Annotated in this window: 17 protein-coding genes; 6 read left to right on the forward strand and 11 right to left on the reverse strand. The window is 48.6% G+C overall.

What is annotated here, in order from left to right; all coding sequences use genetic code 11:
• Nucleotides 1-51 precede the first annotated feature (51 nt).
• From PWYN_RS25975 to PWYN_RS26010, 8 genes are all read right to left on the reverse strand, one after another.
• Nucleotides 52-495 carry a GatB/YqeY domain-containing protein gene (locus PWYN_RS25975; protein ID WP_036657988.1) on the reverse strand — a complete coding sequence of 148 codons (444 nt, stop codon included), beginning with the start codon at nt 493-495 and terminating at the stop codon, nt 52-54.
• 15 nt (nt 496-510) lie between these two features.
• Complete coding sequence (gene rpsU, locus PWYN_RS25980) at nt 511-684, reverse strand: 30S ribosomal protein S21 (RefSeq protein ID WP_036657994.1); 174 nt, start codon at nt 682-684, stop codon at nt 511-513.
• 133 nt (nt 685-817) lie between these two features.
• A complete protein-coding gene (locus PWYN_RS25985) occupies nt 818-1,177 on the reverse strand; it encodes a histidine triad nucleotide-binding protein (protein ID WP_036657997.1) in 360 nt (119 codons plus the stop codon).
• A gap of 396 nt (nt 1,178-1,573) precedes the next feature.
• Nucleotides 1,574-5,008, reverse strand: a complete 3,435-nt coding sequence (locus tag PWYN_RS25990) for an AAA family ATPase (protein ID WP_036657999.1) — start codon at nt 5,006-5,008, stop codon at nt 1,574-1,576.
• Nucleotides 5,009-6,193 (reverse strand): exonuclease SbcCD subunit D, encoded by a 1,185-nt coding sequence (locus tag PWYN_RS25995; protein ID WP_036658001.1) that lies wholly within the window; start codon nt 6,191-6,193, stop codon nt 5,009-5,011. It abuts the gene before it with no gap.
• Nucleotides 6,194-6,256: 63 nt separating this feature from the next.
• Nucleotides 6,257-10,201 (reverse strand): helicase-exonuclease AddAB subunit AddA, encoded by a 3,945-nt coding sequence (gene addA, locus PWYN_RS26000; RefSeq protein ID WP_036658004.1) that lies wholly within the window; start codon nt 10,199-10,201, stop codon nt 6,257-6,259.
• Nucleotides 10,195-13,692: a helicase-exonuclease AddAB subunit AddB gene (gene addB, locus PWYN_RS26005; RefSeq protein WP_036658007.1), complete on the reverse strand. Its 3,498-nt coding sequence runs from the start codon at nt 13,690-13,692 to the stop codon at nt 10,195-10,197. The genes addA and addB overlap by 7 nt, the downstream gene beginning before the upstream one ends.
• A 1,219-nt stretch (nt 13,693-14,911) precedes the next feature.
• Nucleotides 14,912-16,348, reverse strand: coding sequence for a class I SAM-dependent rRNA methyltransferase (locus PWYN_RS26010; RefSeq protein ID WP_036658010.1), 1,437 nt, complete (start codon nt 16,346-16,348; stop codon nt 14,912-14,914).
• Between the two features lie 99 nt (nt 16,349-16,447).
• On the opposite strand from PWYN_RS26010, the gene PWYN_RS26015 reads away from it, so the two are divergent.
• The 6 genes from PWYN_RS26015 (at nt 16,448) to PWYN_RS26040 (ending at nt 19,889) form a co-directional block, all read left to right on the forward strand.
• Nucleotides 16,448-17,434, forward strand: a complete 987-nt coding sequence (locus tag PWYN_RS26015) for a Na/Pi cotransporter family protein (RefSeq protein ID WP_036658012.1) — start codon at nt 16,448-16,450, stop codon at nt 17,432-17,434.
• A 208-nt stretch (nt 17,435-17,642) separates the two neighbouring features.
• A complete protein-coding gene (locus PWYN_RS26020; RefSeq protein WP_036659199.1) occupies nt 17,643-17,834 on the forward strand; it encodes a hypothetical protein in 192 nt (63 codons plus the stop codon).
• A complete protein-coding gene (locus PWYN_RS26025; RefSeq protein WP_036658014.1) occupies nt 17,831-18,217 on the forward strand; it encodes a spore coat protein in 387 nt (128 codons plus the stop codon). Before PWYN_RS26020 ends, PWYN_RS26025 begins: the two co-directional genes overlap by 4 nt.
• Entirely contained in the window at nt 18,214-19,350 is a 1,137-nt protein-coding gene (locus PWYN_RS26030) for a zinc-dependent alcohol dehydrogenase (RefSeq protein WP_036658017.1), read from the forward strand. Before PWYN_RS26025 ends, PWYN_RS26030 begins: the two co-directional genes overlap by 4 nt.
• A 30-nt stretch (nt 19,351-19,380) precedes the next feature.
• Nucleotides 19,381-19,596: a hypothetical protein gene (locus PWYN_RS26035; protein ID WP_036658018.1), complete on the forward strand. Its 216-nt coding sequence runs from the start codon at nt 19,381-19,383 to the stop codon at nt 19,594-19,596.
• The gene (locus PWYN_RS26040) at nt 19,593-19,889 is read left to right on the forward strand and encodes a spore coat protein (RefSeq protein WP_036658021.1); all 297 of its coding nucleotides are present in this window, start codon (nt 19,593-19,595) and stop codon (nt 19,887-19,889) included. Before PWYN_RS26035 ends, PWYN_RS26040 begins: the two co-directional genes overlap by 4 nt.
• A 74-nt stretch (nt 19,890-19,963) precedes the next feature.
• Here PWYN_RS26040 and PWYN_RS26045 read toward each other — a convergent pair whose 3' ends face one another.
• From PWYN_RS26045 to mtaB, 3 genes are all read right to left on the reverse strand, one after another.
• The gene (locus tag PWYN_RS26045; protein ID WP_036658024.1) at nt 19,964-22,201 is read right to left on the reverse strand and encodes a hypothetical protein; all 2,238 of its coding nucleotides are present in this window, start codon (nt 22,199-22,201) and stop codon (nt 19,964-19,966) included.
• Between the two features lie 119 nt (nt 22,202-22,320).
• Nucleotides 22,321-22,755 carry an NUDIX hydrolase gene (locus PWYN_RS26050; protein ID WP_036658026.1) on the reverse strand — a complete coding sequence of 145 codons (435 nt, stop codon included), beginning with the start codon at nt 22,753-22,755 and terminating at the stop codon, nt 22,321-22,323.
• A 98-nt stretch (nt 22,756-22,853) separates the two neighbouring features.
• A complete protein-coding gene (mtaB, locus tag PWYN_RS26055; RefSeq protein WP_036658028.1) occupies nt 22,854-24,203 on the reverse strand; it encodes a tRNA (N(6)-L-threonylcarbamoyladenosine(37)-C(2))-methylthiotransferase MtaB in 1,350 nt (449 codons plus the stop codon).
• Nucleotide 24,204 lies beyond the last annotated feature (1 nt).

Genomic DNA, 24,204 nt, shown 5'->3' on the forward strand with positions numbered 1-24,204 from the left:
GTTCCAAAAAAAAAGAAAAACACCCCTTTTGCAAGGGGTGTTAGCGTTATATTATTGCAGAAATTGTTGAACCGCTTGGTTCACAAGCTTACCATCGGCGCGTCCTTTAACTTTAGGCATTAGCGCACTCATAACTTTGCCCATTTCACTTTTCGAAGAAGCACCGGTTTCCTGGATGGTCTGCTGTACAATGACTTTAATTTCTTCTTCGGAAAGCTGCTCGGGAAGATACTTATGGATAATCTCGATCTCTGCCTTTGTAGTCGCGGAAAGCTCATCGCGACCCGCCTTTTCAAATTCTTGGAGGGCATCTTTGCGCTGTTTGATTTCACGACTTAGGATATCAAGCACTTCGTTGTCGTCTAATGTTCTCTTTACATCTATTTCAAGATACTTTATTGTCGAACGAATCATGCGGATTGTGGAAAGAGTGAACTTGTCCTTATCCCTCATCGCTTGCTTCATATCTTCGTTCAATCTTTCGCTAAGATTCATACGTGGGTAATCCTCCTAAAACTTTCTCTTACGAGCAGCCTCAGACTTCAGCTTTTTCTTAACGCTTGGCTTTTCATAATGTTTGCGTTTTTTCACCTCAGCCAAGACACCATCTTTAGCGATGGAACGTTTAAAGCGACGAAGTGCAGCATCAATTGTTTCGTTTTTACGAACTTTCGTTTCAGACACCAGTTTCCCCTCCCTCCGACCAGACCGTCCAAGAGCATAACACGGTTCATCAAATTACATTATAGGTCAAACCGAAATAACGTGTCAACCATCACGGCAATATTTTTTCGAGCCCTTCAAGACTTGAAGTAAATTATGCGTGTGACGATGAATTTCCGGTTAATGCCCCCAGCTTGGCTCCACCAAGCAAATGGTAATGAAGATGATGAACGGCTTGCCCGCTGTCAGGTCCGCAATTGTTGATCAAGCGATAACCAGATTCAGCTACTCCAAGCTCAACTGCAATTTGCTGCGCTACACTATGAATTTCGGCAATCAATGGAAGATCCTCTGCAGTAACCTCGTTCATAGAAGCAATATACTTCTTCGGGATAATTAGCACATGCACAGGTGCAGCAGGCTCAATATCGTAGAATGCTAGAATCCGATCATTTTCAAAAACTTTTTTGCAGGGAATAACCCCTTCAATAATTTTGCTGAACACGGTCTCCATTCAACGGCTTCCTCCTAAAATTAGTGGAGTGTAAATCAACTGTACGGCTACACCATAACAATACCGGCTCGGTAACATCGATTTATTTGTACATCATAGCATGGATTGAATAGTTAACGAAAGGCAAGATGAAGGGGGGATTCTAGCTGTAACTAATACAGTCGGTTTTGAGGGCATATAAAGAAGGTACAGAGAGCATACAATACTTAAAAAAAGGCAAAAAAAAAGAAACACCCTTCAGCTTATAAAGCTGATTCGGCGGCGCACGTATAATTAAGAAGTAGTTACTCCCAATCATACGTCCGCCGAGGTGTTTCAAAATGTTTGTCGGCTTAGCTGTATTATAACAGCAGGTTGATACTGTATCTGTGATCGTTGTCACATTGTTTATCTAGATCACATTTTTTCCAAAATTATACGGGAACCGCCGCCGCCTTGTTCAGCGGGTATGATCACCAGCTTACGCGGCAAACGCGCCCGCAGCTCAGGGACATGGCTGATAATGCCAACAGAAAGCTGATCATTATGAAGCTTCTCCAATGAAGTTATAACGGTATCGAGCAATTCAGGATCCAAAGTGCCAAACCCTTCATCCAGGAAGAAAAATTGCAAAGGATACTGACCACGCAGCTGAATTTGAGCGGATAGGGCCAACGCTAAAGAAAGAGATGTTAAAAAGGTCTCTCCTCCGGATAGGGTGGATACAGGGCGTCTAACTCCGCCGTTCCCATCATCACGAATTACAAAACCGCCTCCGGAGTCCACTTCAAGCGCATAACGCTGCTTGCTCAAGAAACGCAGACGCTGTGAGGCCGCCTGGCATACCTGCATTAACTGCTCCTCGGCAATATATTCGACAAAGGCATTCCCTCGTAGACAGGACTGCAGCTTGGACAAGCGGTTCTGGGTAAGCCCATGCTCCTTCCTGTGTTCCTCCAAGGCCTTCCATCGAATATGCCTGTGCCTTATATCCTCCAAGTCCCTTTCGCAGCGAGCCCGGCTCTGAAGCGACATCTCGTCATCTTCCTTGCAATGGGTCAGAATGACTTCACTTTCCAGCCAATCCTCCTGGCTCAGACTGGCTCCCTCCAACTTCTCGTCAATGTGCCGCAGCTGCAGGTTTACCTCCGCTTCCTGATCACGGTGGGACCGTGCTCGGGCGGATGCGGCTTGCCGCTCCTCTAAGTTCAGGGCGGCTCCTTCCACCTCAAGAGCTGAAGTGAATGGAGAGGCGGATATTCTTACCTCCCAATCCAGGGAGGACGCTGCAAAATGCTCCCGGGCCGACTCTGCAGCCTGACGGGCAATAGCAGCTTCCTTACTATCATGTTGGGCTCTTTCCGAGGCTGAACGTTGCTGTTGCTTAGATTCATCTGCCGCCGCTATAAGCTGTTGTAGGCGAAGTTCACATTCTGCCAACAAAGTTCTTGCCGCCTGCCCTCCGGTATATTGGAGCAGGCGTTGTTCCTTCTCACGCAGCAGCTCTTCCTTACCTTCAGCTTGAGCATTCCATTGGGCCAGTTCAATGTCCAGTCCTGCAAGCTCCTCACCCATTCGTTGGAGAGACAGGTTCTTGTCCTCAAGAAATTTAACGCTAATCTCTAACCGTCCGCGGATCTCCTCAGCCTGTTCATCCTTAAGCAATAGTTCACGATAGGCTTGCTCTGCGTCCTCTGGGGCTAAAAGAGGGAATTGTACTTTCCAGCTCTGCCGCAAAGTAGATAACTGGCTGCCCAATTCCTCCGCCTTAGCAGTAATTCCAGCTCCCCATCCGCTCTCTGCTTCAACACTGGCGGATTCTTTCAGAAAGCTCTGCTGGGCTTCATTCATGGAGCGCTGCCATTCTACCGCAGTCCGACGCAGCTCTGCGGAGTGTTCTTTTAACTCAGCAATAAGGGTATTCAGCTCCGTCAGTGTACTTTGATCCGGAACATTCTTATTCAAGGAGGGAAGAAAGGACAAAATGGCTTCTTCATTGAATTTCTGTTCAATCCCAGTAGCTGCAGGAATACTCAATGAAGCTATTGAACCGTCCCCGAAGATCTGATCCAGCCAAGCATGATCCTGCTCCCGCAAGCTGCGGAGGATGTGCTGGGCTTCCAGCACCCGCTTGGATAATGAACGAACAGATTCGATCTCTATTTCTTGTATATCCTGCTCCTCGTTCCCTTCTAATGATGCCGGGTGAGGATGATGACCGCTGCCGCAGACCGGGCAAGGTTGTCCCTCTTCCAGATTCAGCGCTAAAGCCAACGACAACCTGTGAATCTCCCGGCTCTTGAGGGCTGCTTCTAGCGTGCTGTTGTAAAGCTCCAGCTTCTCGGTTACAGCAGCGGAGGCTTCCTCCGCTGCATGTAGCTTCTCCATATGCAGCGCTGCCTCTCCGATCATGCCCGATCGGAGGGCTTCCAGCTGCGAGCGCCGCGCCGCGGCTTCCGCGAGCCGCTGCTGCGCTGCCGCGAGCGTCGCCGCCCGCTCGCGGCGCTCACGCTCAGCTGAATCCCAGTGGGATTCAGCTGAGCGCAGACCTTGCAGTCTCTGCATGGCTTCCTGCAGAGACTGCCGGTCCTGGGAGCGGACGCCCAGCGGCTGCAGCTGCGCCTGCAGCTCCTGCTGCCGCTTTTGGCCCTTGGCCAAAAGCTCCCGCTCCCGGGCCTGGCTCTCCCGCAGGGCTTCCAGCCTGCGGGACGCGCCCCCGCGGCGCTCAGCGAGCGAAGCCAGCTCGCGCCGCAGAAGGTCGCGCTCGGCTTCAAGCTCGAGCGCTCGCCGGAACTTGTCGGCCCCCTCGCGGAGGGCCGGCTCTTCCGCCGCAAGCGCGGCCAGCGCCGCCGCTTCGGCCTCGACGGTACGCGCCGCTGCTTCTGCGGCGGCTGCGGACTGCACCTCCAGCCCCTCGGCACGGGTCTGGCGGCTCTTCCAAGCGCCTTCCGCCTCTCTCCAGCCCTTGAGAGCAGGAAGAAGCTTCTCGGCCTCATCCGCTTGGCCGAGCCTCTTCTCCAGCAGGAGGATGCTCTCCTCCTGTGCCAGCAGGCCTTGCCGCTGCAGTTCCCTCCGGGTCCGCTCTTCCTGCAGCTCACGAATTTTAGCGTATTTCTCCGATACTTTAATCGCAAGCTCTAATCTACGGCGGCACTCTGTCGCATATAGAACAGCCTCCTGCAATCGTTCCGCCGCAGCCTCAACATCCTGCTCACCGGCAGTTCCAAGTCCCTGTTGCTCCGCTTCAACCGCTCGAAGCGCAGCCTCATTGTCTTTGACCCTTTTGCTAAGCTTAATAGCCAGATGATCACCGTACTGTTCCAGATGGAACAGCCGCTGCAGCATTTGTCTGCGGTCTACACCGCGGAGCGAGAGAAACTCAGCAAACTTACCCTGCGGGAGTACTACTGCACGGGTGAAATCATCCATTTTGAGACCTATTTTTTCCTCTACACACCGGGTTACATCTGCTAGCTTGTCCGCCATAACATTCTCGCCGTCGGAGGTAATCTCGACAAACCGGCTAATTGTATTGCTCACAGACTGTTCTCCAGTTCGCTTGAACCTCCGCTCGACACGGTAGCGCCGCGTTCCTTCGGAAGAGGTCAGCTCGAACGTAAAAGCCACACTAAGTGAATCCTCCGAATGGTTCATAATGCCCTGCGTTCCGTTAACAGCACGCTCTACCTTGCCGTACATGGCTAAAGTAATAGCATCCAGCAGACTGGATTTCCCGCTCCCGGTCGGCCCGAATATTCCAAACAGTCCGGTTTCGCACAGACTGGTAAAGTCAATTTCCTGCTGCTCCCGATAGCTCTGCAGGCCTGCTACTTTTAATAAAATCGGCTTCACTTAGTTCTCCTCCTCCTCTTCAATCTGCTCGCGGGACTCTTCTTGCGTAAGTTCAAGAAACAGCTCTACCAGACTATCATCAGGCTCGGCTCCACCCGTCTGGCGCTGATAAAACTTACGGAACAGCTCTTGCACGGGCATGCGTGAACGCGGAGAGGCTTCCAGTTCCCCTTCCATCTGCGGATAGATCGGCCGGATATGAATAATCCCTTCCCGGGATTTGCGCAGGCGCTGAATGTCATTCATAGACATAGCTTCAGTCAGCCGAATCTCCAGATCAATAAAAGCAGTAAGATCTCTACTCTCATCGAGCCAGCGATGCACTTCATCAAGACCTCCGGTTGAACTCCATCTCACTAGCGGTCGTCCGCAACGCAAATAGATTTCTTCGAAGACAGGCTCTCCACCAGGTTCAACATCAACTAGTGTAACGGACTTTGCCTGCCCGGCTTCGGAGAAGCTATAGGCCAACGGAGAGCCGCTGTAGCGGATCATCCCATCCCCTTTGACCCGCTGTGCACGATGAAGATGCCCAAGCGCTGTATATTGTGCACCTGAGGAAAGTGCAGAGGGATCTACTGTATAGGCTCCACCTACTTGAATAGGCCGTTCAGAGTCGGACTCTACACCCCCGAGTACATAAATATGGCTCATAGCCAAATTAACCGTCTTAAGCGTAAATTCCCGACCTAAAAGCTGCATTAGCTTACCGACTCTAGCACTGTAGGCAAGTCGAAGCTGCGACTCATCCCCATCACCTGCCAGCAGTTCACCGAGACGGGCTTCCGAGGGATAAGGAAGTGCTGCAATTTTGGCAATCTCACCTGTTCTGGCACTATGAATCGTAACCGGCTCTGAAGTAGGGAGTCCTACCAAAGTAATACCCTGTCTTAGAACAAGCGGGGATACGGAGGAGACACGTTCGGGCTGATCATGATTACCTGCTATGACGACCAGCGGTCTGCCACCTGCCGTTAATCTTGCAACAGCATCATAGAACAATTGCTCAGCCGCCGCCGGAGGATTAACAGAATCATAGACATCCCCTGCCATCAGGATCATATCCACCTGTTGTTCATCCGCGATCTCCACAAGCTCATCTATGAATTGCTCTTGCTCTCTCATCCGGCTTCTACCTTCCAACGTACGGCCTAAATGCCAGTCTCCCGTATGTAGTATCCGCATTTCCCGCCTCTTTCCCCGCCCTCTATGTGGCAAATAATATAATCTCTATTTGTCTCTATTAATCTATAACTTTACTGTATGTCCACCATCAAAAAAATACAGCCAGGTCTCGCTAATCTCTTCTTTTAGAATATCATGTAACGCTTTGCCGTAGAGTTCCAGCTGAAACCGGTATTTCTCTTTCAGAGCTTCCAAACCGCCTTGATGCTCTAAAACAGAGTCCGTCTTGTAATCTAGCAAAATGAGTCGTTCTCCTTCACGGAACAAGCAATCAATGACCCCTTGAATCAACACCGTTTGCGGCTGGGTTGATTCATCATTCCCAGGATTAAGCCCCGATACAGCTTCATCCATAAATTGAAGTCCACGATAGGCATCTGATGCCGGAACCATATAGCTGAATGGCATTTCCCGTCTTTTCCAGGAGGAACTCAGCAGTCTTATACCAAGCTCACTATCATAAAAGGCGTGTATTTCAGAGGAAGTAACAACCTCTGCCTGCTCTGCGGACAAAATTCCTGCGTGCTGTAGATGTTCCAAAGTATCTTCCACCTGTGTCTTATTTACCGGACCTTCAAGTGGAATATGCTGCATCACTGTATGATACACGGTCCCACGTTCCGCTGAGGTCATACTGCGTTTCTCCATGAACTTCGGTCTTCTTAAGCGAAGATTCTCCACACCGCCACGTATCATACTGGAAGGTGTTCTGTCGATATCCTCCGCTTCCAAACGATCAAAGGAAGGCTGCTCCTCCATAGATAACAGGGCCTTCAATTCGGTGACTGAGGTTTTTGCCGGGATGGTGGATTCAGCCTCATGAGGATAAGACCAATTCAACTTACCCGCTGTAAGTGCCTTGTCTTCCGTTGCCATTGAAGGAACGGTATGGCCCTGTCGCAAAGCTTCAAGTACAGTCTCGCGTATTATGTTATCTTCTCCATTATTATCGAGCCCTGCTAGAGACCCGGCCTTTAGGTCTGCGGAGTTTACCACACTAATGCTCCAGTTAGAGACATCACTATGCAGAACGGTAGATGTCGTTCCTTCATTTCCGGCAATCTTTCGCAAAATTGCCGCTCCCGGATGTCTTATAAGCGCAGGTCCCACCCAATCCAGATAGCTGCGGCCCCGGGCTAATAAATGATCAGCCATGAGCAGCTCTTCTCTGCCCTGCATGGAAGCCCAGCCGGCAATTTTACGAGGAAGGTCACGGACAGTTCCTACTAGAATCATTTTGTCTCTCGGGCGTGTTAGTGCAACATAGAGCACACGCATTTCCTCAGCCAAGAGCTCCAAACGGGTTCGGCGGCTAATCGCCAGATACGGCAGCGTAGGATAGCTAAGCCGAGTATCACGCTCCACAAAGCGAGGCCCAAAGCCTAACTCCTTATGCATTAAAAACGGTGCATGAAGATCCTGTCTATTAAAAAGTTTGGACATTCCAGCGAGAAAAACAACCGGAAACTCCAATCCTTTGCTTTTGTGAATGGTCATAATTCTTACGCCGCTACCTTCTTCACCGCTTCCCCCGGCAACACCAAGGTCACCGCCATTCTCTCGGAGTCGGGAAATAAAGACCAAAAACCGGAATAAGCCACGGGAAGAGGTATCCTTCTCGAATTGTACGGCTCTATCATACAATGCCTTAAGATTGTTCTGTCGCTGCGAACCGCCGGGCAATCCTCCAACCCACTCCAAATACCCGCTTTCCCTATATATGCGCCAGATGAGACCGCCGAGGCTGCCTTGTCTCGCTTCATCTCTCCAATTCTTCAATTGGCTCAGGAAATTCTGCAGCTTGGAACGAAGTTGTATAGAAATAACCGGAATTTCGTCTGTAGTTAGTTGAACAACAGGCTGGTCGCCGGCTGCGGCAAGCACAGCTTGATAGAAAGCCCCGCCGCTACATAGACGAACCTTCGCCAACTCCTCCTCACTCAACCCCACAACCGGAGAACGAAGCACACCGGCCAGCGGAATATCCTGCTGAGGATTGTCTACAACTTTTAATAAGGCCAGTGCGATTTCCACTTCTGTAGCTTGAAAATACCCCTTGTTCTGATCCCCGTAGGCTGGAATCCCCTCAAGGCGAAGCTCCTCGATGATCAGCGGAGTCCACATCCGTGCAGACCGAAGCAAAATCACGATGTCGCCGTAAATGACCGGTCGCATTTTTTGGATTCCTTTATCATAAATAAGCAGCGGAGAACCGCCGGTCATTCCTGTCAATTGTGAGATGCGCCGGGCAATTGCCCGCGCTTCCAGTTGAGCTGTTTCAGCCTCGATGACTTCGCTTTCCTGTGTGGACAGTTCTCCATCCTCTGATTCCCCTGCACGTCCTGCTGCTGATGAACCTTTATCAATCAATAACAGCTCGGGTGCAAAAAAAGAATCCGGACCCTTTTCGGCTGCTCCCGGAAAGTTCGCACCATACACCAGTTCTGCGCGTTCATCGTAGCTTATCTCGGCCACTGTTTCGTTCATGATCTGCCGAAAAAGCATGTTAACAGCATGCACGACCTCAAGCCGGCTACGGAAATTCCGCGCTAAATCAATAACCCGACCCGTGGAAACTTCCGTAGGATCAGCAGGTTCACCGCTCTTGCCAAAGCTCCGGTATTTGTCCAGAAATAACCCCGGTTCAGCAAGGCGGAACCGATAGATACTCTGCTTCATATCTCCGACCATGAACCGGTTACCCGGACTTTCTCTGGAGATCAACCGTACAATCTCTTCCTGTACACTATTCGTATCCTGATATTCATCTAAAAGTACTTCATCGAACTGATTACGGTACTCAATAGCAGCATCGGAGGGTTGAGGGTTACCAGGCAGTGAATCAGGATGGCGTAAAATTTGCAGGCAGTAATGCTCCAAGTCGCTGAAATCGACCAAGCCTTTGCTTGCCTTTTCAATTCTGTAACGCTCCCCGAACTCAATTACAGTCTCAGCCAATTCCTCCATAAGTGGAGCCGCTTCATTTAATTCACTCAAGAAAACTTCCGCAGGACGTCCAAACAAGGCGGTTTGCAGTTCAGATATGCTTTTTTTGACACTGTCACGCAGCTCTTTAACACTTTCTTGCAGACCCGGATCGGAGGAATCCTTTTTACAAGGCTTTAATTTACCAAAGGATACTCCTCGAAAGACCTCGTACAACTCAGACCATGGCTGTTGTCTCAAGGCCTCACGCAGCCCCATCACCATCTGGAGATCAGCAGTCATATTCTCTGCGTAAGCAGTTGGGCCTCCCGGCTGAAGTGAAATGGCATACCCCTGCTCGAGTTGGCTAATAGCTCCGTCCAGCGTTAACTTGGCCTCTTCAAGAATGCTCTGCACCCATTGAGACTTCCCCAAACTCTCCGTGTCTGGCACGGAAAATTCAGCAGCCGTATCTCTAAGCCACTGTGCTGGCCACGGATGACTATGGGCGAAATTATGCAGTCTCTGCACAAGCGCATGCATAGCATCATCACTACGCTCTCCGCTAAACCAGTCGACAAGTGTTACAAAAACACCGTCTTCACCGGCTGTACCGTACTTTTCTTCAAATAGTTCCTCCAGCAGCTCCTGCCGCATCATTTCCGCTTCATGCTCATTCAAAATACGGAATCCGGGATCAATGGGTATCTGTTGATAGTAACGACGAATGACCTCAAGGCAAAAAGAGTGCAGTGTAGTAATCGAGGCTCTGCCCAATAAAGCAAGCTGACGGCGTAAATGGTCATTATCCGGTCTATTCTCCAGCTCCCGATCGAGTGCCTCCCGAATGCGCTGCCGCATCTCGGCTGCTGCCGCTTTTGTAAAGGTTGCTACCAGCAATCTGTCTACACTATAGCCGCTCTCTTCCGAGCTTATTTTACGAATAATACGCTCTACAAGGACAGCCGTCTTCCCAGATCCAGCTGCTGCCGCTACTAAAATATCCTCGCCGCTCTCGGCGATTGCTCGCCACTGATCATCACTCCAAAAGCTTCCTTCCGGTTTGGACACTATATTCACAATGTTGTACCCCCTTCACTTCGGGAAATCAGGTCCCAGACTACATCTTTTCCCGGCTTGGCGAGATTGTGATAATGGTTGCCTTCAACAGACTCGTCAAATTGACACACCGGTTTGAAGGAACAGAATGTGCAAGCCGTCTCCTGTTGGATACGGTAAGGCTGAATAGCCACATCCCCTTCCGTAATCCTAGTTCCGATCTCCGAAATAGTCGTCCGCACGGAGGTTAATAGCTGAGTCCATTGCTCCGGTGTAGCTACTGAAGCACTGCTGTAGAAGCTGCCGTCACTCTTCAAAGCCACCGGAACGATAGAGGAATGGCCTTTATCCAGACTGGTGTCCATTAAAGAAACAACCTCACGGTCAGCAGTCAGCAGACCTTTCATTTTAAAGCGTTTCAGCAATTCCTGTTCTGCCTGTTCCCGGTTCATTCCGTTAGGTGACGAGAGCAGCGGGTCGTGTACGTGGAAATATAGCGTTCCCGCCGGTAGCGCGGTACGACCCAGCCACTGCTCGGCATACGTAAGCAGGACATCAAGATAGGTTAGCATTTGAAGCGACAGCCCATAGTAGACCTCGTGCAGCTTCAAGTCCTTTTGACTCGACTTATAATCAATAACCCTCAGTAGGAGTCCGTTCTCGCCTTCAGCCATATCAACACGGTCAATACGGCCTACGATTTCCATCACGCAACCGTTTGGCAGGTTAATTTGGAGCGGTGGCAAGGGTTTGCCCGGCCCAAAATCCAGTTCCAGACCTACCGGTTCGAAGCTGCCTCTCCGGGCATGCTCGCCGAGGATAACGGAGGCACGGCCGACAATGTTTTTTAGCTTACGGGAGATATAGCCGTAACGTTTCGAGCTCATCAGGATCTCACCCTGCAGCATCGGCGATAGACGATCCACCGTCTCAACAGCCTCACGCCGGCATTCCTCAGGGGTCATACTGCCCCAGCCGCGGCCTTTTTGCTGCAGACTCATCGCCATCTCGCTTAAAGCCGCATGGAACAGCTGGCCGATATCCGGTGCTTGAAGCTTGTACAGCTGACGATCCTTCAGCTTCAGCCCATACGAGGCAAAATGCGAAAACGGACACGACACGAACTTCTCCATCCGTGAAACACTGCCGCGCAGTGTGGTTCCCCCATATAACCTTAGACTCGTCCCGCGTTTAAGCTTGACGCCTTCATTCCGGTAGAATAAGGATTGTAAAAGCTTGCTGAGCCGTGGGCTCCACTCTTCGCTCTCAGCGAACCAATTGTACACATCCCACCATAGCGCGGGGATTTCAACACCTTGCCGCCATTGCCTCAACTGCATGATTAACACACGAAGCGTCGCTTCCGGATTTCCGACAAAGTCCATATGTTCCATGGAAGGACGACCGGATAAAGGCAGACCAGGCAGCGGATGTTCACCCATACGGAACATAATCTGCAAATGACGGATGACCTCTGAAGGTAGAAGTGCTTTACCCTCCTCGTCTGAGCAGGCGTAGCTAACCCACAATTTTTTGCTGGGTGTCGTAAGCGCATTATAGATTAGAAACCGTTCATCGAGCAGCCTTCGAGATGAGCCAGGAGCCAATTCCATCCCTGCCCCCTCCAAAAAGAAACGCTCACCTTCGGAAAGGACACCGTCTTCCTGAAATTGTGCAGGTACTACCCCTTCATTAAATCCGAGTAAAAAGGCGTATTTCACACCAGAAGTTCTGGTCCGGTCCATACTTCCTACCAGTACCTGATCCAGTGCAGGGGGAACAAGGCCCATTCGAAGTTCGGCAAGTCCCGTCTCGAGAATCCCGGCGAATACGTCAAAAGATATCTTCTCATCGCCCATCATTTCAACTAGCTGATCCAATAGATCAAGTACCGCTCCCCACAACTGGCGATGCTCACGGGCATTCTCGGGATGACCCATTTCCAGAGCTTTAGCACTCATAATTTCAAGCTTAGTCGCTGATTCCGTATCTATAAGAAGCTGGTACACAGCTGTACATAACTCACGGGCATTGCGGCTTTTTTGGATTCTTTTCTCAAAACTAAACAGAGGATCGATAATCGCAGTCCGGCATTTCTCCATTACGAGTAAATGCTCTTCGTCTATCTTCCTGTCGCCTTCTAGAGTTAAGCTGGGTATTCCTTTCCAAGAACGCCCATCGGTCCAACGGTAACCCTGAATTCCACAAGCCAGCACGTAATTTTCCAGGCTGTCCATATCGGATCTGCTAAGACTCTCATCTATTGGAAGCAATAGATCCGTCTTCACGCAGCGGAATACATCCTCATAACGCCAACGGCGGCGGACTACATCAAGTGATGCCCGTAGAAATTCCACTAGTGGATGATGCATTTCATTAACTTTTTGGTCCAGAAAGAACGGTATCCCATAATCTCGGAAAAGGGGGGTTACCAAATGTTCATAATCGCCCAGATTGCGCATCATAACAGCCATTTCACTGTATTGTGCTCCATCTTCCCGCGCCAGCCTTAGAATCTCACGAAGAACTCCCTCTACCTCAGCTCTTCGTGATACTGCAGCCTGAATAGATATCGATTCTTCTATCGACTCCGTTCCGTTCCAACGGCTTCGTCTATCAAAACCCCGCTCTAGATGCGCAAGAACAGGACTTTCTGTGAACCTAGGCAGAACAGGGGGATTCAGTACCTCATCCCACACCTCCACCCCCGTCTCCTCAGCAATTCCACGCAACTTGATATAAGTAACCGCTGATGGATGAAACAGTTCCAGCTCATGCGGCTGCAATCCATACGGATAGGGCTTGTCCAAGGTTAGTGCAATCGTCACTTTGGAGCCATACAGCATTAATTGTCGTAGCACCATAAATTCCTGCGGTGTGAAACCATGAAATCCGTCTACCCAAATCTCGGCTCCCCGTACATAGGAGGACTCGGATATATGCTCTGCAAGCTCAGTCAGGCGGTCCTCCTGATCGATATAGAGCTGTGACATTTCCTTCTCCAAATCCCCGAATAATAGCTGCAGATCATGTAGTTTATGCTGCAGAATAGGATTGCTCCCCACTGAATCCTGCAATACTGACAGCTGCTTCTCTAGATCAGGTGATCCAATACAGCAGCGCTTCATTTCCGTATGTAGCCGATTCAATCGATCCACAAAGCCGGGTCTATCCGAAGAGGCCCCGAAGAGCTTCAGGTCCTCTTTGCGGCGGCTGATAATTTTGTAGATCAGCATCTTCTTGCCTTCATCACTAATCGGAATATTAGGATTGCCGCCAGTCTCCTGTTTAACGCGATAGGCTAGACGTGAAAAGCTCAGCGTCTGAGCCCTTATGCTTCCCTTGGCACTCCCCGTAGTCAGAAGCCCCCGTTCCGCGCTAAAAGATCCCTGTTCCGGAACAAGCATTACAATTGGTGCACCGAGCGGTTCCTGCTCCATGGCAGAGGATACCGACTCCCATATCTTCAAGGTCTTGCCGCTGCCAGAGCGGCCTAGTAAAAACGTTACTGACATATGATAGACTCCCTCCATGGCGGAAAATAATAGTAACTTCAATCTATGAGCTCAACTCTCGTCCCAACATTATAGCATAACTCCACCAAACAAAACAGAACACTTGTTCCGAATAAATGGCAATACCCTATCCATTATTTATCAGAAACTAGTATGTTTTAGGCTCCCAAGGCCACCTCACCGCCCGAATTCCTGCACTTTATACAACAATCCAGCTCATCAGCCACCTCATCCACCTAATTCCTGCACTTTATACAACAACTCAGCTCCTCAGCCACCATGCCGCCTTAATTCCTGCACTTTATACAACAATCCAGCTCCTCAGCCACCTCACCGCCCGAATTCCTGCACTTTATACAACAATCCAGCTCCTCAGCCACCTCACCGCCCGAATTCCTGCACTTTATACAACAATCCAGCTCTACAGCACCTCATCCTCTTAATTCCTGCACCTTATACAACAATCCAGCTCCTCAGCCACCTCATCCACCTAATTCCTGCACTTTATACAACAACTCAGCTCCTCAGCCACCTCATCCACCTAAATTCCTGCACTTTATACAACAACTCAGCTCCTCAGCCACCTCATCCGCCTTAATTCCTGCACTTTATACAACAATCCAGCTCCTCAGCCACCTCACCGCCCGAATTCCTGCACTTTATACAACAATCCAGCTCTACAGCACCTCATCCTCTTAATTCCTGCACCTTATACAACAATCCAGCTCCTCAGCCACCTCATCCACCTAATTCCTGCACTTTATACAACAACTCAGCTCCTCAGCCACCTCATCCACCTAAATTCCTGCACTTTATACAACAATCCAGCTCCTCATCCACCATATCTGCCTAAATTCCTGCACTCTATACAACAATCCAGCTCCTCATCCACCATATCCACCTAAATTCCTGCACTTTATACAACAATCCAGCTCTTCAGCCACCATATCTGCCTAAATTCCTGCACTCTATACAACAATCCAGCTCCTCATCCACCATATCCACCTAAATTCCTGCACTTTATACAACAATCCAGCTCCTCAGCCACCTCATCCACCTAAATTCCTGCACTTTATACAACAATCCAGCTCATCAGCCACGAAAAAGAGCTCCTCACAGATGGAGTAACATTCCACCCTTGAGAAGCCCGTTTTTTTAGTTTATATAAATTTAAGTGATTGTACATTTGTTGGTTTGTATTTTTGTTATATTTGTATACTTATTTATTCTTACTCCGCACCTCAAAGATAGCGAATTTCAGATAATGTCCTTCGTTGACGCCCAGGATTTGTGGGTGATCTTTACCGGCGGCCCGCCATTCTACTAATCTGAGGATTTTTCCGGCATCTCTTGCGGCCTCAGCTATGGTCTCCAGGAACAAGTCCGGCTGCATGTGATACGAGCAGCTTGCGGTTACGAGGTAACCGCCCTCGTTCACCAGCTTCATCCCCTGTAGGTTAATGTCCTTATAGCCGCGACATGCTCCTGCAACTGCACTCTTGGTTTTGGCAAAAGCAGGAGGATCTAGAATGACCACATCCCAAGTGCGTCCACCGCCGGCTGTCATCGGTTTTGAGGTATCGGTTTTGGGCGCTGCCTTAGCTTTGGGTTTTGGATTCTCCACCACTGTAGAAGAGTCTGCTTCAACTGCCGCTGAAACGGTTGCACGCTCAGAACGTTCTTCCAGCCCTTTGACCTGATTGCGCAAATATTGAAAAGCATCATCTACAACGAACTCCACCCGTTCAGTAAAACCGTTCAATTCCACATTCACCTTGGCACTTTCAATGGCGTGCGCAGAAACATCCAGACAGGTTACTTTTTTGGCTCCATATTTACAGGCATGCAGGGTAAAGCTGCCCGTATGAGCGAAGCATTCCAGCACTGTAGCACCGTCCCAATAGGGGAAGGTAACGGTTTTGCCGCTTTTGTTAACCGGTAGCATCTGCAGTGAACCGTCATCACCCTCAACTTCTTTGAGAGCAATCCCGCTACGTTCACCCCAACCCTGCATAAGCGGAGCGATTGAAGCTCTATTCTCACGCTGATCAAAGAAATAGCCGGTTTTCTGGCCCTGTTCAATATCCACCATCAGCTTCAGCTCATTCTCAGTCACGGTAACATGACGCGGGCATTCTCCGTAAAGCACACCGGTTGTTTGAGCCAGTCCTTCCAGTTCCCGCACACTGACATCACTGCGTTCGTAAATCCCACGCGGAGCCATAACCTCTACGAGCGCTTCCACGATCTCAGTGCGACATTTGTCCATTCCGAGTGTCAGCAGCTGCACTACAAGGATATCCCCGAACCGGTCAACAATAAGACCCGGCAGAAAATCTGCCTCCCCATACACCAAACGGTAAGCATCTGCTCCAGGAACAAAACGACTTCTGTGCTGCAAACAACTAGTAAAACGATCTACGAAAAACGCCTTGTTCATTTCTGCAAGAGGCGTCTGCGATACAATTCTAATACGGATCTGTGAAGCTGGATTATAGTAACCAACCGCTAAGAACCGCCCCTGATGGTTAAGTACATCTACTAATCCACCGTCTTCCGGCTCACCTTCTACAGAGGCAACTTCACCTGCAAACACCCATGGATGGGCCATCTCTAACCTCTTTTTACGATTACGCTCTAAACGAACTGATGCCAATCTATTCAACTCCCTGTTCTTAAAAAAATGGTTTTATTCATGTCCTTAACACAGCTTTCATATATTGGTGTACAACCCCGTCCAAAGGAGCCTGCCCTTATGATCCGTGATTTGCTGTTTCCTGTTATTTATGGTCTTGTTATTTTTTTGGCCGGTATGAAGCTGATGGAGTCTGCAATGTCTAAACTGGCGGGTCCCTTGCTGACCAAAGGTATGAACACAGCTACATCCACACCGCTCAAAGGCCTAATCTCCAGCAGCCTGCTATCAGCTCTCTTACAGAGCAGTACCGCCGTAACGGTTCTGACCATCGGAATGGTCAATGCCGGCCTGCTTACCTATGCCCGAACACTGGGCATTATTCTTGGCAGTAACATTGGAACCTGTCTGACCACGGAACTGATAGGACTTCAAATCAGTGACTATGCCGGACTCCTGCTGGCTTCTTCGCTAATCATGTGGGGTATCGCTGTTATTGCTGATGAGATTTCGCATTCTCCCAAGAGCCCAGCTTACTTCGCGAGATTAGCCCAGCCGTTTCAGTTCATAAGTCTAGCGGTGGCCGGTTTCGCTTTGGTGCTGTGGGGAATCGCGGTGATGCAGTCGATTGGCCCCGTTCTTCAGAAAAGCGGACTGTTCAGCTGGTTTCTGAACCACGCAGCTACAAGCATATTATGGGGGCTTGCCGCAGGAGCTTGTCTAACAGCCTTGCTGCATAGCAGCGCAGCGGTTATCGCAATGGCAATGAGCGTGGCTGCTTCAGGGGTCTTGCCTCCTGAGCTCGGTATCGCCATTGTGCTCGGCGCTAACATCGGTACCTGTGTCACAGCGGTCATTGCCTCCATTGGCGGCTCGACCTCCGGGGTTTTCGTTGCCTGGTCACATGTCGCACTGAATGTTGGCGGCTCCCTGCTGTTCCTGCCCTTTATCCAACCCCTGGAGCAAGTAGCCTCCTGGATCGGCGGAGGTCCAGCCTCAGAAATTGCTCATGCACAGACCATTTTCAATGTAGTCTGCTCTGTCCTAGCTTTGCCGCTTTGCTACCTGCCTATCTGGTCCAAATTGGAGAAGAAACTGCAACAGTAACTGTTCAATGGGTGCTTCGTACTCCGACACTTTGGCTATCGCTGTATTATTATACTTCAATTAGTTCTACAGTTCTAATGCAAAGATGAAATTAAGCGAATCTGATTTCGTTGGATAGAAAATAATCAAGAAGGAAAACTATCTCCAATAATCATCCTGGAGGTGAGCCCTTTTGTTCAATCAGCAAACATTAGCACCGCATGAATTGATGGATATTCATGAGATCATGAATTTTAAAACAGCCTGTCTAGCTAAATCTAAAATGATGCAGGGCCTGGTCTTCGATCAGGATCTCAAAGCTCTAATGCAAAAGGATGTCAACCAGTCCATTATAGCCATTGCTAACCTGCAGGCTCTGTACAATAAAGCTCCCGTACAACCTGTGAAGGTGACCCCATGAACAACGATTATTTAGATCCTATTCATGCTCTTAACATGCCGGAGATAGCAGATACAAGTTTTGCTACAGATTTTTTGCTTAGAGCCAAAACCGGGGTAAGAAACTGCGCGATTGCCTTAACCGAAACAGTCTCGCCCGATGCCAGAGCCGTTCTACGGACACAGCTTCATGAAGCTATCGCTTTACATGATGAAATTAGCAAGCTTATGATCGCCAAGTCCTGGTTCCACCCCTACGATCTGAATGAGCAGTTCCAGATCGATCTAACCACCGCCAATACGACGGTTCAGATTGCCGAAATGAACCTTTTCCCTAAAGACACCTCCCGTAAAGGAATGTTCGACCGTAAACCGGATAAGCACAGGGAGGGTCATACCCTATGAAAGCTGTAACCTACCAAGGCATTAAAAATATTGTCGTTAAGGATGTCCCTGCCCCTACCCTCAAAAAGGGGGATGATATCATTGTCAGACTGACAACTACAGCGATATGCGGATCGGATCTTCATTTAATTCACGGTATGGTTCCCAACCTTGAGGAAGACTACATTATCGGACATGAGCCTATGGGTGTTGTGGAGGAAGTAGGCCCCGGTGTCACTAAGGTAAAGAAGGGCGACCGTGTTATCATTCCGTTCAATGTCAGCTGCGGGGAATGTTTCTTTTGTAAAAGCGACCTCGAGAGCCAGTGTGATAAATCGAATGAGAACGGGGACGTCGGAGGCTTTTTCGGCTACTCCGATTTAGCTGGAGGTTATCCGGGTGGACAAGCGGAGTATATGCGCGTACCTTATGCCAATTTTGTCCCTTTTAAAATCCCCGAGAATTCTGAAGTAGAAGATGAAAAACTGTGTCTGATCTCCGACGTCATGCCAACGGCTTTCTGGAGTGTAGATAACGCAGGAGTCAAGCAAGGGGATACGGTAATCGTTCTTGGCTGTGGTCCAGTTGGGCTGCTTGTTCAAAAGTTTTGCTGGCTTAAAGGGGCCAAGCGGGTAATAGCCGTTGATTATGTCTCCTATCGATTAGCTCATGCCAAAAAACACAACCATGTCGAAACCGTTAACTTCGAGCATCATGAAGATGTTGGCGAGTATCTAAAAGAGATTACGAAAGGCGGCGCTGATGTCGTAATCGATTGTGTAGGAATGGATGGCAAGATGAGTCCGCTTGAATTCGTAGCTACAGGCCTTAAGCTGCATGGAGGAGCTATGGGTGCGCTCGTTATCGCCGCACAGGCCGTCCGTAAATGCGGAACTATACAGGTAACTGGAGTCTACGGGGGAAGATATAATGCTTTTCCGTTTGGTGATATTTTCATGCGAAATATAAACCTACGAACCGGACAAGCACCGGTCATTCACTATATGCCGCACATGTACGAGCTGATAGCCGAAGGTAAGGTCGATCCCGGAGATATTATCACTCATGTTATTCCGCTGGATCAGGCGAAACACGGTTATGAAGTTTTTGACGACAAGCTTGAGGACTGCATTAAGGTGCTTCTGAAGCCTTAAGGCCCATTTGCATACGGGAGGACACTATACATGGACAACACTTACGCTTTGCACGAAACACTGGAACTGCATGAGATGGCCGCCTTCAAAACGGTGTGCATGACCAAAGCCAAAACGATGCAGATTCTGGTCTCAGATGAAGCTTTGAAGCAAATCCTACAGCAGGATATTCAAGTATCCACTCGCCAACTTCAGGAATACAGAGAGCTGCTGTCCAAGGCGGCATTACCGGTGGTGAATGTATGAACCCAATCCTTGAGTATTTGACAGGCTTCAATACGATGACGGACCAAGTGATTGCGATGGACTTTTTGATCAGTGCCAAAAGTGGTGTTCGGAACTACGCCATGGCTGTCACCGAGGCGGCTACACCTGAAATCAAAGCAACACTTATGAAACATCTGGAGGAAGCGATCTTTACGCATGAGCAGATTTCAACTTATATGATTGAAAAGGGATTCTATCACCCCTTTAACCTTGATGAACAAATTCAGCTTGATCTTAAAAATATTGAGACTGCGCTTAGCATTAAGTTTTGAAAAAATCAAAACGGCAAAAAAAAGATCTGCTAACCCCCAAGGGTCCAGCAGATCTTTTTTGATCTTTACGTAATCTACTTCACCGTAACAGAAACGGTTACGGTTTTAGAGCCGAGTTTTCCTTTGATGGAAGCTGTTCCTGGGGCTACGGCTGTAATAACACCTGTGGATGATACCTTGGCAACAGAAGGCTTAGAGCTTGTCCATTCTGTAACCCCTGTTACTACGGAAACAGCACCGGTATCATACTGTGCAGTTACTACTATAGCTGAAGCTGTTCCAGGTGCTAATTTAAGCCTGCTTTCACTCACTGTAAGCTTAAGCAGCTTAGGTACCACCGTTATTTTGACACTCACGGCAATGCCTTGGTAGGACCCTGATAATGTGGAAGCCCCTTCAGCCAATGCCTTAACTGTCGCTCCTTTTACGGAAACCGCAGATGTGTTAGAAGATACCCAATTTATAGCACTCGAGAAATTCGCAGTTTTACCATTCGAGAAATAACCGGTCACTTTGATGGCTTTAGAGCCTTTGATATTCATCTCCAAAGTAGTGGGTTCCACAACCAACTTAACAACCTTTTGTTCAATGATCACAGGAATGCTAAGGGTCTTGTTTCCATAAGTACCTTTTAGAGTAGCGCTCCCTTTTAACAATCCCTTGATCACTTTACCCTTGGATGTTTGCTTGATAACAGCGTTAGAGCCGCTTAGCACCCATTGAATGCTATCGGTAACATCCCTTTCCTCACCGCTCTCCATAACGGCGGTTACCTGTGGAAGGGATTCCTCTTCGCCAATAACAATCCCGAATGAATCCTCTGGACCAATCAGCACAAGAACCTTGTCTTTCACAGTTACCTTCAATTCAATACGTTGATCCCGGATGGAGGATCTTCCCGAAGCAACCTTATTGCTTTTTATGGTTCCGGTAATCGTAACAGAACCCGTAGAGGAATCAACGACAATCTTACCATCCTCCACTTTCGCAATTTCATCATTCGATGAAGTCCAATCCATTTCACTGCTGATGTCTATCTTGCTTCCATCCAGCTTCGTACCGCTTACCTTAGGCAGACTTACGGATTCATTTGTATACAGTTCCAGTTCTTTTTTATCAACTACTAAATCCTTTAGTGTAGGATATACTGTAACCTTGAGATCTCTGCTCAAGCCCAAATAATCGATTTTAATGGTTGAAGTACTCACAGATTTTGCAGTAATTCCCTCATAATCACCGTAAGTTGCTAATGTCGCCACCATCTGGTTACTTGAATTCCACACTGCCGATGAAGAAACGTTCTTCGTTGAATTCACAGCATCCCTAACTTCTGCAGTAACCTTGATCATTTCATTTATAAACAAAGATTGATCTTCAGAAGGCGTAACTAGCAAGGCTTCATAGGGCGCACGAACATATACATCCACAGAGGAGCTCACGCCCAGATACTTCACAGTAATCACTGTTTTACCTGTGGCCAAAACCTTGATTTCACCTGCTGATACTGTTGCCACTGACGCATTAGAGGATGTCCAAGCTGCCTCTGTTGTAGCATTAACCTCAGAATGATTCAAAGCATCTATGGTCGTTGCTGTAACCTTTAATGGGAGGTCACCGACCAGCATTTCAAGCTCATTAACCAGAGTAGCTCCCTTTTTGATTACAATAGAGGAATAAGGTAATTTCACCGCCGCTTTGAAGGAGTCTGTTACTCCTTTATATTTAGCTGTAATCGTTGCGGTTCCAGCTCCTACAAGAGTCAACTTCCCTTTGGAAACCGTTAATACACTTCCATCCGAGCTACTCCACTCGGCAGATTCAGCAACATCCTTCACGATTGTCGTTGATTGTCCACCCGTCGCATTTGCGATAACTGTGAGATTGCTCTCTACATCACCCAATGTATATTTACCATCGGAGGAGTAGACCAGATCTAACTTAGTATAAGGATGAGTCACAGATACTTCTATGGTCGTAACTGCACTATTATATGTAGCTGTAATGACCGCCGTACCGCCATCCATAGGCGTAAGTAGTCCACCTATTACTTTGACCACGCTGTTGTTTGAGGATGTCCAGACGGCCGATCCTGTTACATCTTTTTTGGTAGATGTTCCTTCAAGAGTTGCCAGAACCTTCAACTGCTTCGGCGTCTGACCGACTACTAAATCTACTTTGGTTGTACTGTCGAAATCAATGGAAAGGGTATCGCCTGTCGCCGCCAAAACGCTGGACGGAAAAATAGCAGTAGCTAATAGTACAATAATGAGGAGCAATTTCGTCATTGTTCTGTTCATATTCTGTGTCATCATTTCTCTCCTTAGGCTTAATAGGATCCGGTGGTGATTTCCACACTCTTCCACTTATATCGACATTTACGGTCCAAGTGTGTACCCTATTCTGGGTTCATTTGGAGTTCAGGACTTTCTACCTATGATATTTCAAGATCTAACCATGCAAATGCCTTCCGTAAAATATTCAAATTGTTAGCGTAGGCTCTCCCGTTCCCTCTATTCCAAGCCGCTGCCGGTTTATGCCATTCTACTGCGCTGATCTCTTCTTCCTGTGCTTTTGTGACACCGCCTTTGGCTTCCACTAAAAAGTAATGAACTTCTTTATCCACCTTGCCGTGAACCGGATGATTATACGTATATTTAATGACATCGAGTGGAGCTTTAATCTCGCCAATCGTGCCTGTCTCCTCCTGAATTTCGCGCAGTGCCGTTTCCTCTACCGTCTCCCCAAACTCCATCTTACCCTTAGGAAGTGATATTTTACCGTAGCGGTCCACAATAAGCTGAATTTCCAACCCCTGGCTGCCCGAACGATACACTACGCCTCCCGCTGAAATCTCTTTATATCCCATACGATACTCCTTTCAAAAAATGCCCCAAGAAGAAGCAACAAGGACTTCATTCCCCTGTAGGAGAATAAAATCCTCGTCGCCATTCTCTGATGAATATCTTAACTCACCGTTTGTTCCTGCTGGAAGCCCGAAGTTTCCACACCTACCAGCTCACCCCGGCATTCGTTCACACCGGCTTCTGTTATTTTGATTTGGCATAATTCGCCTTGGAGCTGATCATCACCCTCAAACAACACCTGCAAGTAGTTATCTGTGAAGCCGTGTTGAGTAATCCGGCTCGGGGCATCCTTCGCTGATCTTTCTGGAATAACCGTTAGAGTCTTGCCTACGAATTGTTTTGCATAGGACAGCTGCATGTCCTCCGACAGATCAATGAGCTCCTGAACTCTAGCATTCTTAATCTCTTCGTCTATTTGGTTATCCATACGTGCAGCCGGAGTACCGGTACGCTTGGAATACGGGAATACATGCATCTCTGAGAAATTAATAGCCTTCATAAAATCATACCCGGCACGGAACATTTCGTCGGTTTCACCCGGAAAGCCTACAATCACGTCTGTAGTGATGCCGACATCCGGCATCGCCTGGCGGATCAGCTGGATTTTGGCGAAATACTCTTCGGTTGTGTACTTCCGCCGCATCGCTTTCAGTACATCGTTATGTCCCGCTTGCAGAGGAATATGCAGATGACGGCACATCTTGGAGGAACGGTTCAAGACTTCAAGCAGTTTCTCATCGATCTGGCTAGCTTCAATGGAACTGATGCGCACGCGTTCCAAACCTTCTACTTTATCCAGCTCCCAGAGCAGATCTGATAGCCGATAATTCTCAAGATCATCACCGTATCCGCCGGTATGAATGCCCGTTAGTACGAACTCTTTATAGCCGGATTCCACCAATTGATGCGCCTGAGCCACGATGCTCTTAGGATCCCTGCTGCGCGACAAGCCACGAGACCATGGAATAATACAGAACGTACAGAAGTTGTTGCAGCCGTCCTGGATCTTCAGGAAAGCACGAGTACGATCGGCAAAACTCGGCACATCCATTTCCTCGAATTCACGCGTCTTCATAATGTTGCGAACAGCATTTACGGGTTGGCGTGACTCTTGAATATTCTTCACATGGGTCATAATTTGATCACGATCCTGATTCCCAATGACCAGATCAACGCCGGGAATGTCGAGTATTTCACCGGGTGACGTCTGAGCATAGCAACCGGTAACAGCCACGATGGCCTCTGGATTGCGCCGAACCGCGCGGCGGATCATTTGCCGGCTTTTTTTATCCCCGGTGTTCGTTACGGTACAAGTATTAATCAAGTAGACATCGGCGGCTCCTTCGAAATCAACCTGCTCGTAACCTTCATTTTTGAACAGCTGCCAGATGGCTTCGGTGTCGTAAAAGTTAACTTTACAACCTAAAGTATAAAACGCTACGGATGACATT

Origin of the sequence: Paenibacillus wynnii, assembly GCF_000757885.1 — a bacterium.
In the GTDB taxonomy this organism is placed as follows: Bacteria; Bacillota; Bacilli; order Paenibacillales; family Paenibacillaceae; genus Paenibacillus_AQ; species Paenibacillus_AQ wynnii.

Coding starts and splice junctions, on each gene's coding strand:
- PWYN_RS25975 (WP_036657988.1), bottom strand. CDS start 495: ATGAATCTTAGCGAAAGATTGAACGAAGATATGAAGCAAGCGATGAGG.
- PWYN_RS25985 (WP_036657997.1), bottom strand. CDS start 1,177: ATGGAGACCGTGTTCAGCAAAATTATTGAAGGGGTTATTCCCTGCAAA.
- PWYN_RS25995 (WP_036658001.1), bottom strand. CDS start 6,193: ATGCGGATACTACATACGGGAGACTGGCATTTAGGCCGTACGTTGGAA.
- addB (WP_036658007.1), bottom strand. CDS start 13,692: ATGTCAGTAACGTTTTTACTAGGCCGCTCTGGCAGCGGCAAGACCTTG.
- PWYN_RS26015 (WP_036658012.1), top strand. CDS start 16,448: ATGATCCGTGATTTGCTGTTTCCTGTTATTTATGGTCTTGTTATTTTT.
- PWYN_RS26020 (WP_036659199.1), top strand. CDS start 17,643: ATGGATATTCATGAGATCATGAATTTTAAAACAGCCTGTCTAGCTAAA.
- PWYN_RS26025 (WP_036658014.1), top strand. CDS start 17,831: ATGAACAACGATTATTTAGATCCTATTCATGCTCTTAACATGCCGGAG.
- PWYN_RS26030 (WP_036658017.1), top strand. CDS start 18,214: ATGAAAGCTGTAACCTACCAAGGCATTAAAAATATTGTCGTTAAGGAT.
- PWYN_RS26035 (WP_036658018.1), top strand. CDS start 19,381: ATGGACAACACTTACGCTTTGCACGAAACACTGGAACTGCATGAGATG.
- PWYN_RS26040 (WP_036658021.1), top strand. CDS start 19,593: ATGAACCCAATCCTTGAGTATTTGACAGGCTTCAATACGATGACGGAC.
- PWYN_RS26045 (WP_036658024.1), bottom strand. CDS start 22,201: ATGATGACACAGAATATGAACAGAACAATGACGAAATTGCTCCTCATT.
- PWYN_RS26050 (WP_036658026.1), bottom strand. CDS start 22,755: ATGGGATATAAAGAGATTTCAGCGGGAGGCGTAGTGTATCGTTCGGGC.
- mtaB (WP_036658028.1), bottom strand. CDS start 24,203: ATGTCATCCGTAGCGTTTTATACTTTAGGTTGTAAAGTTAACTTTTAC.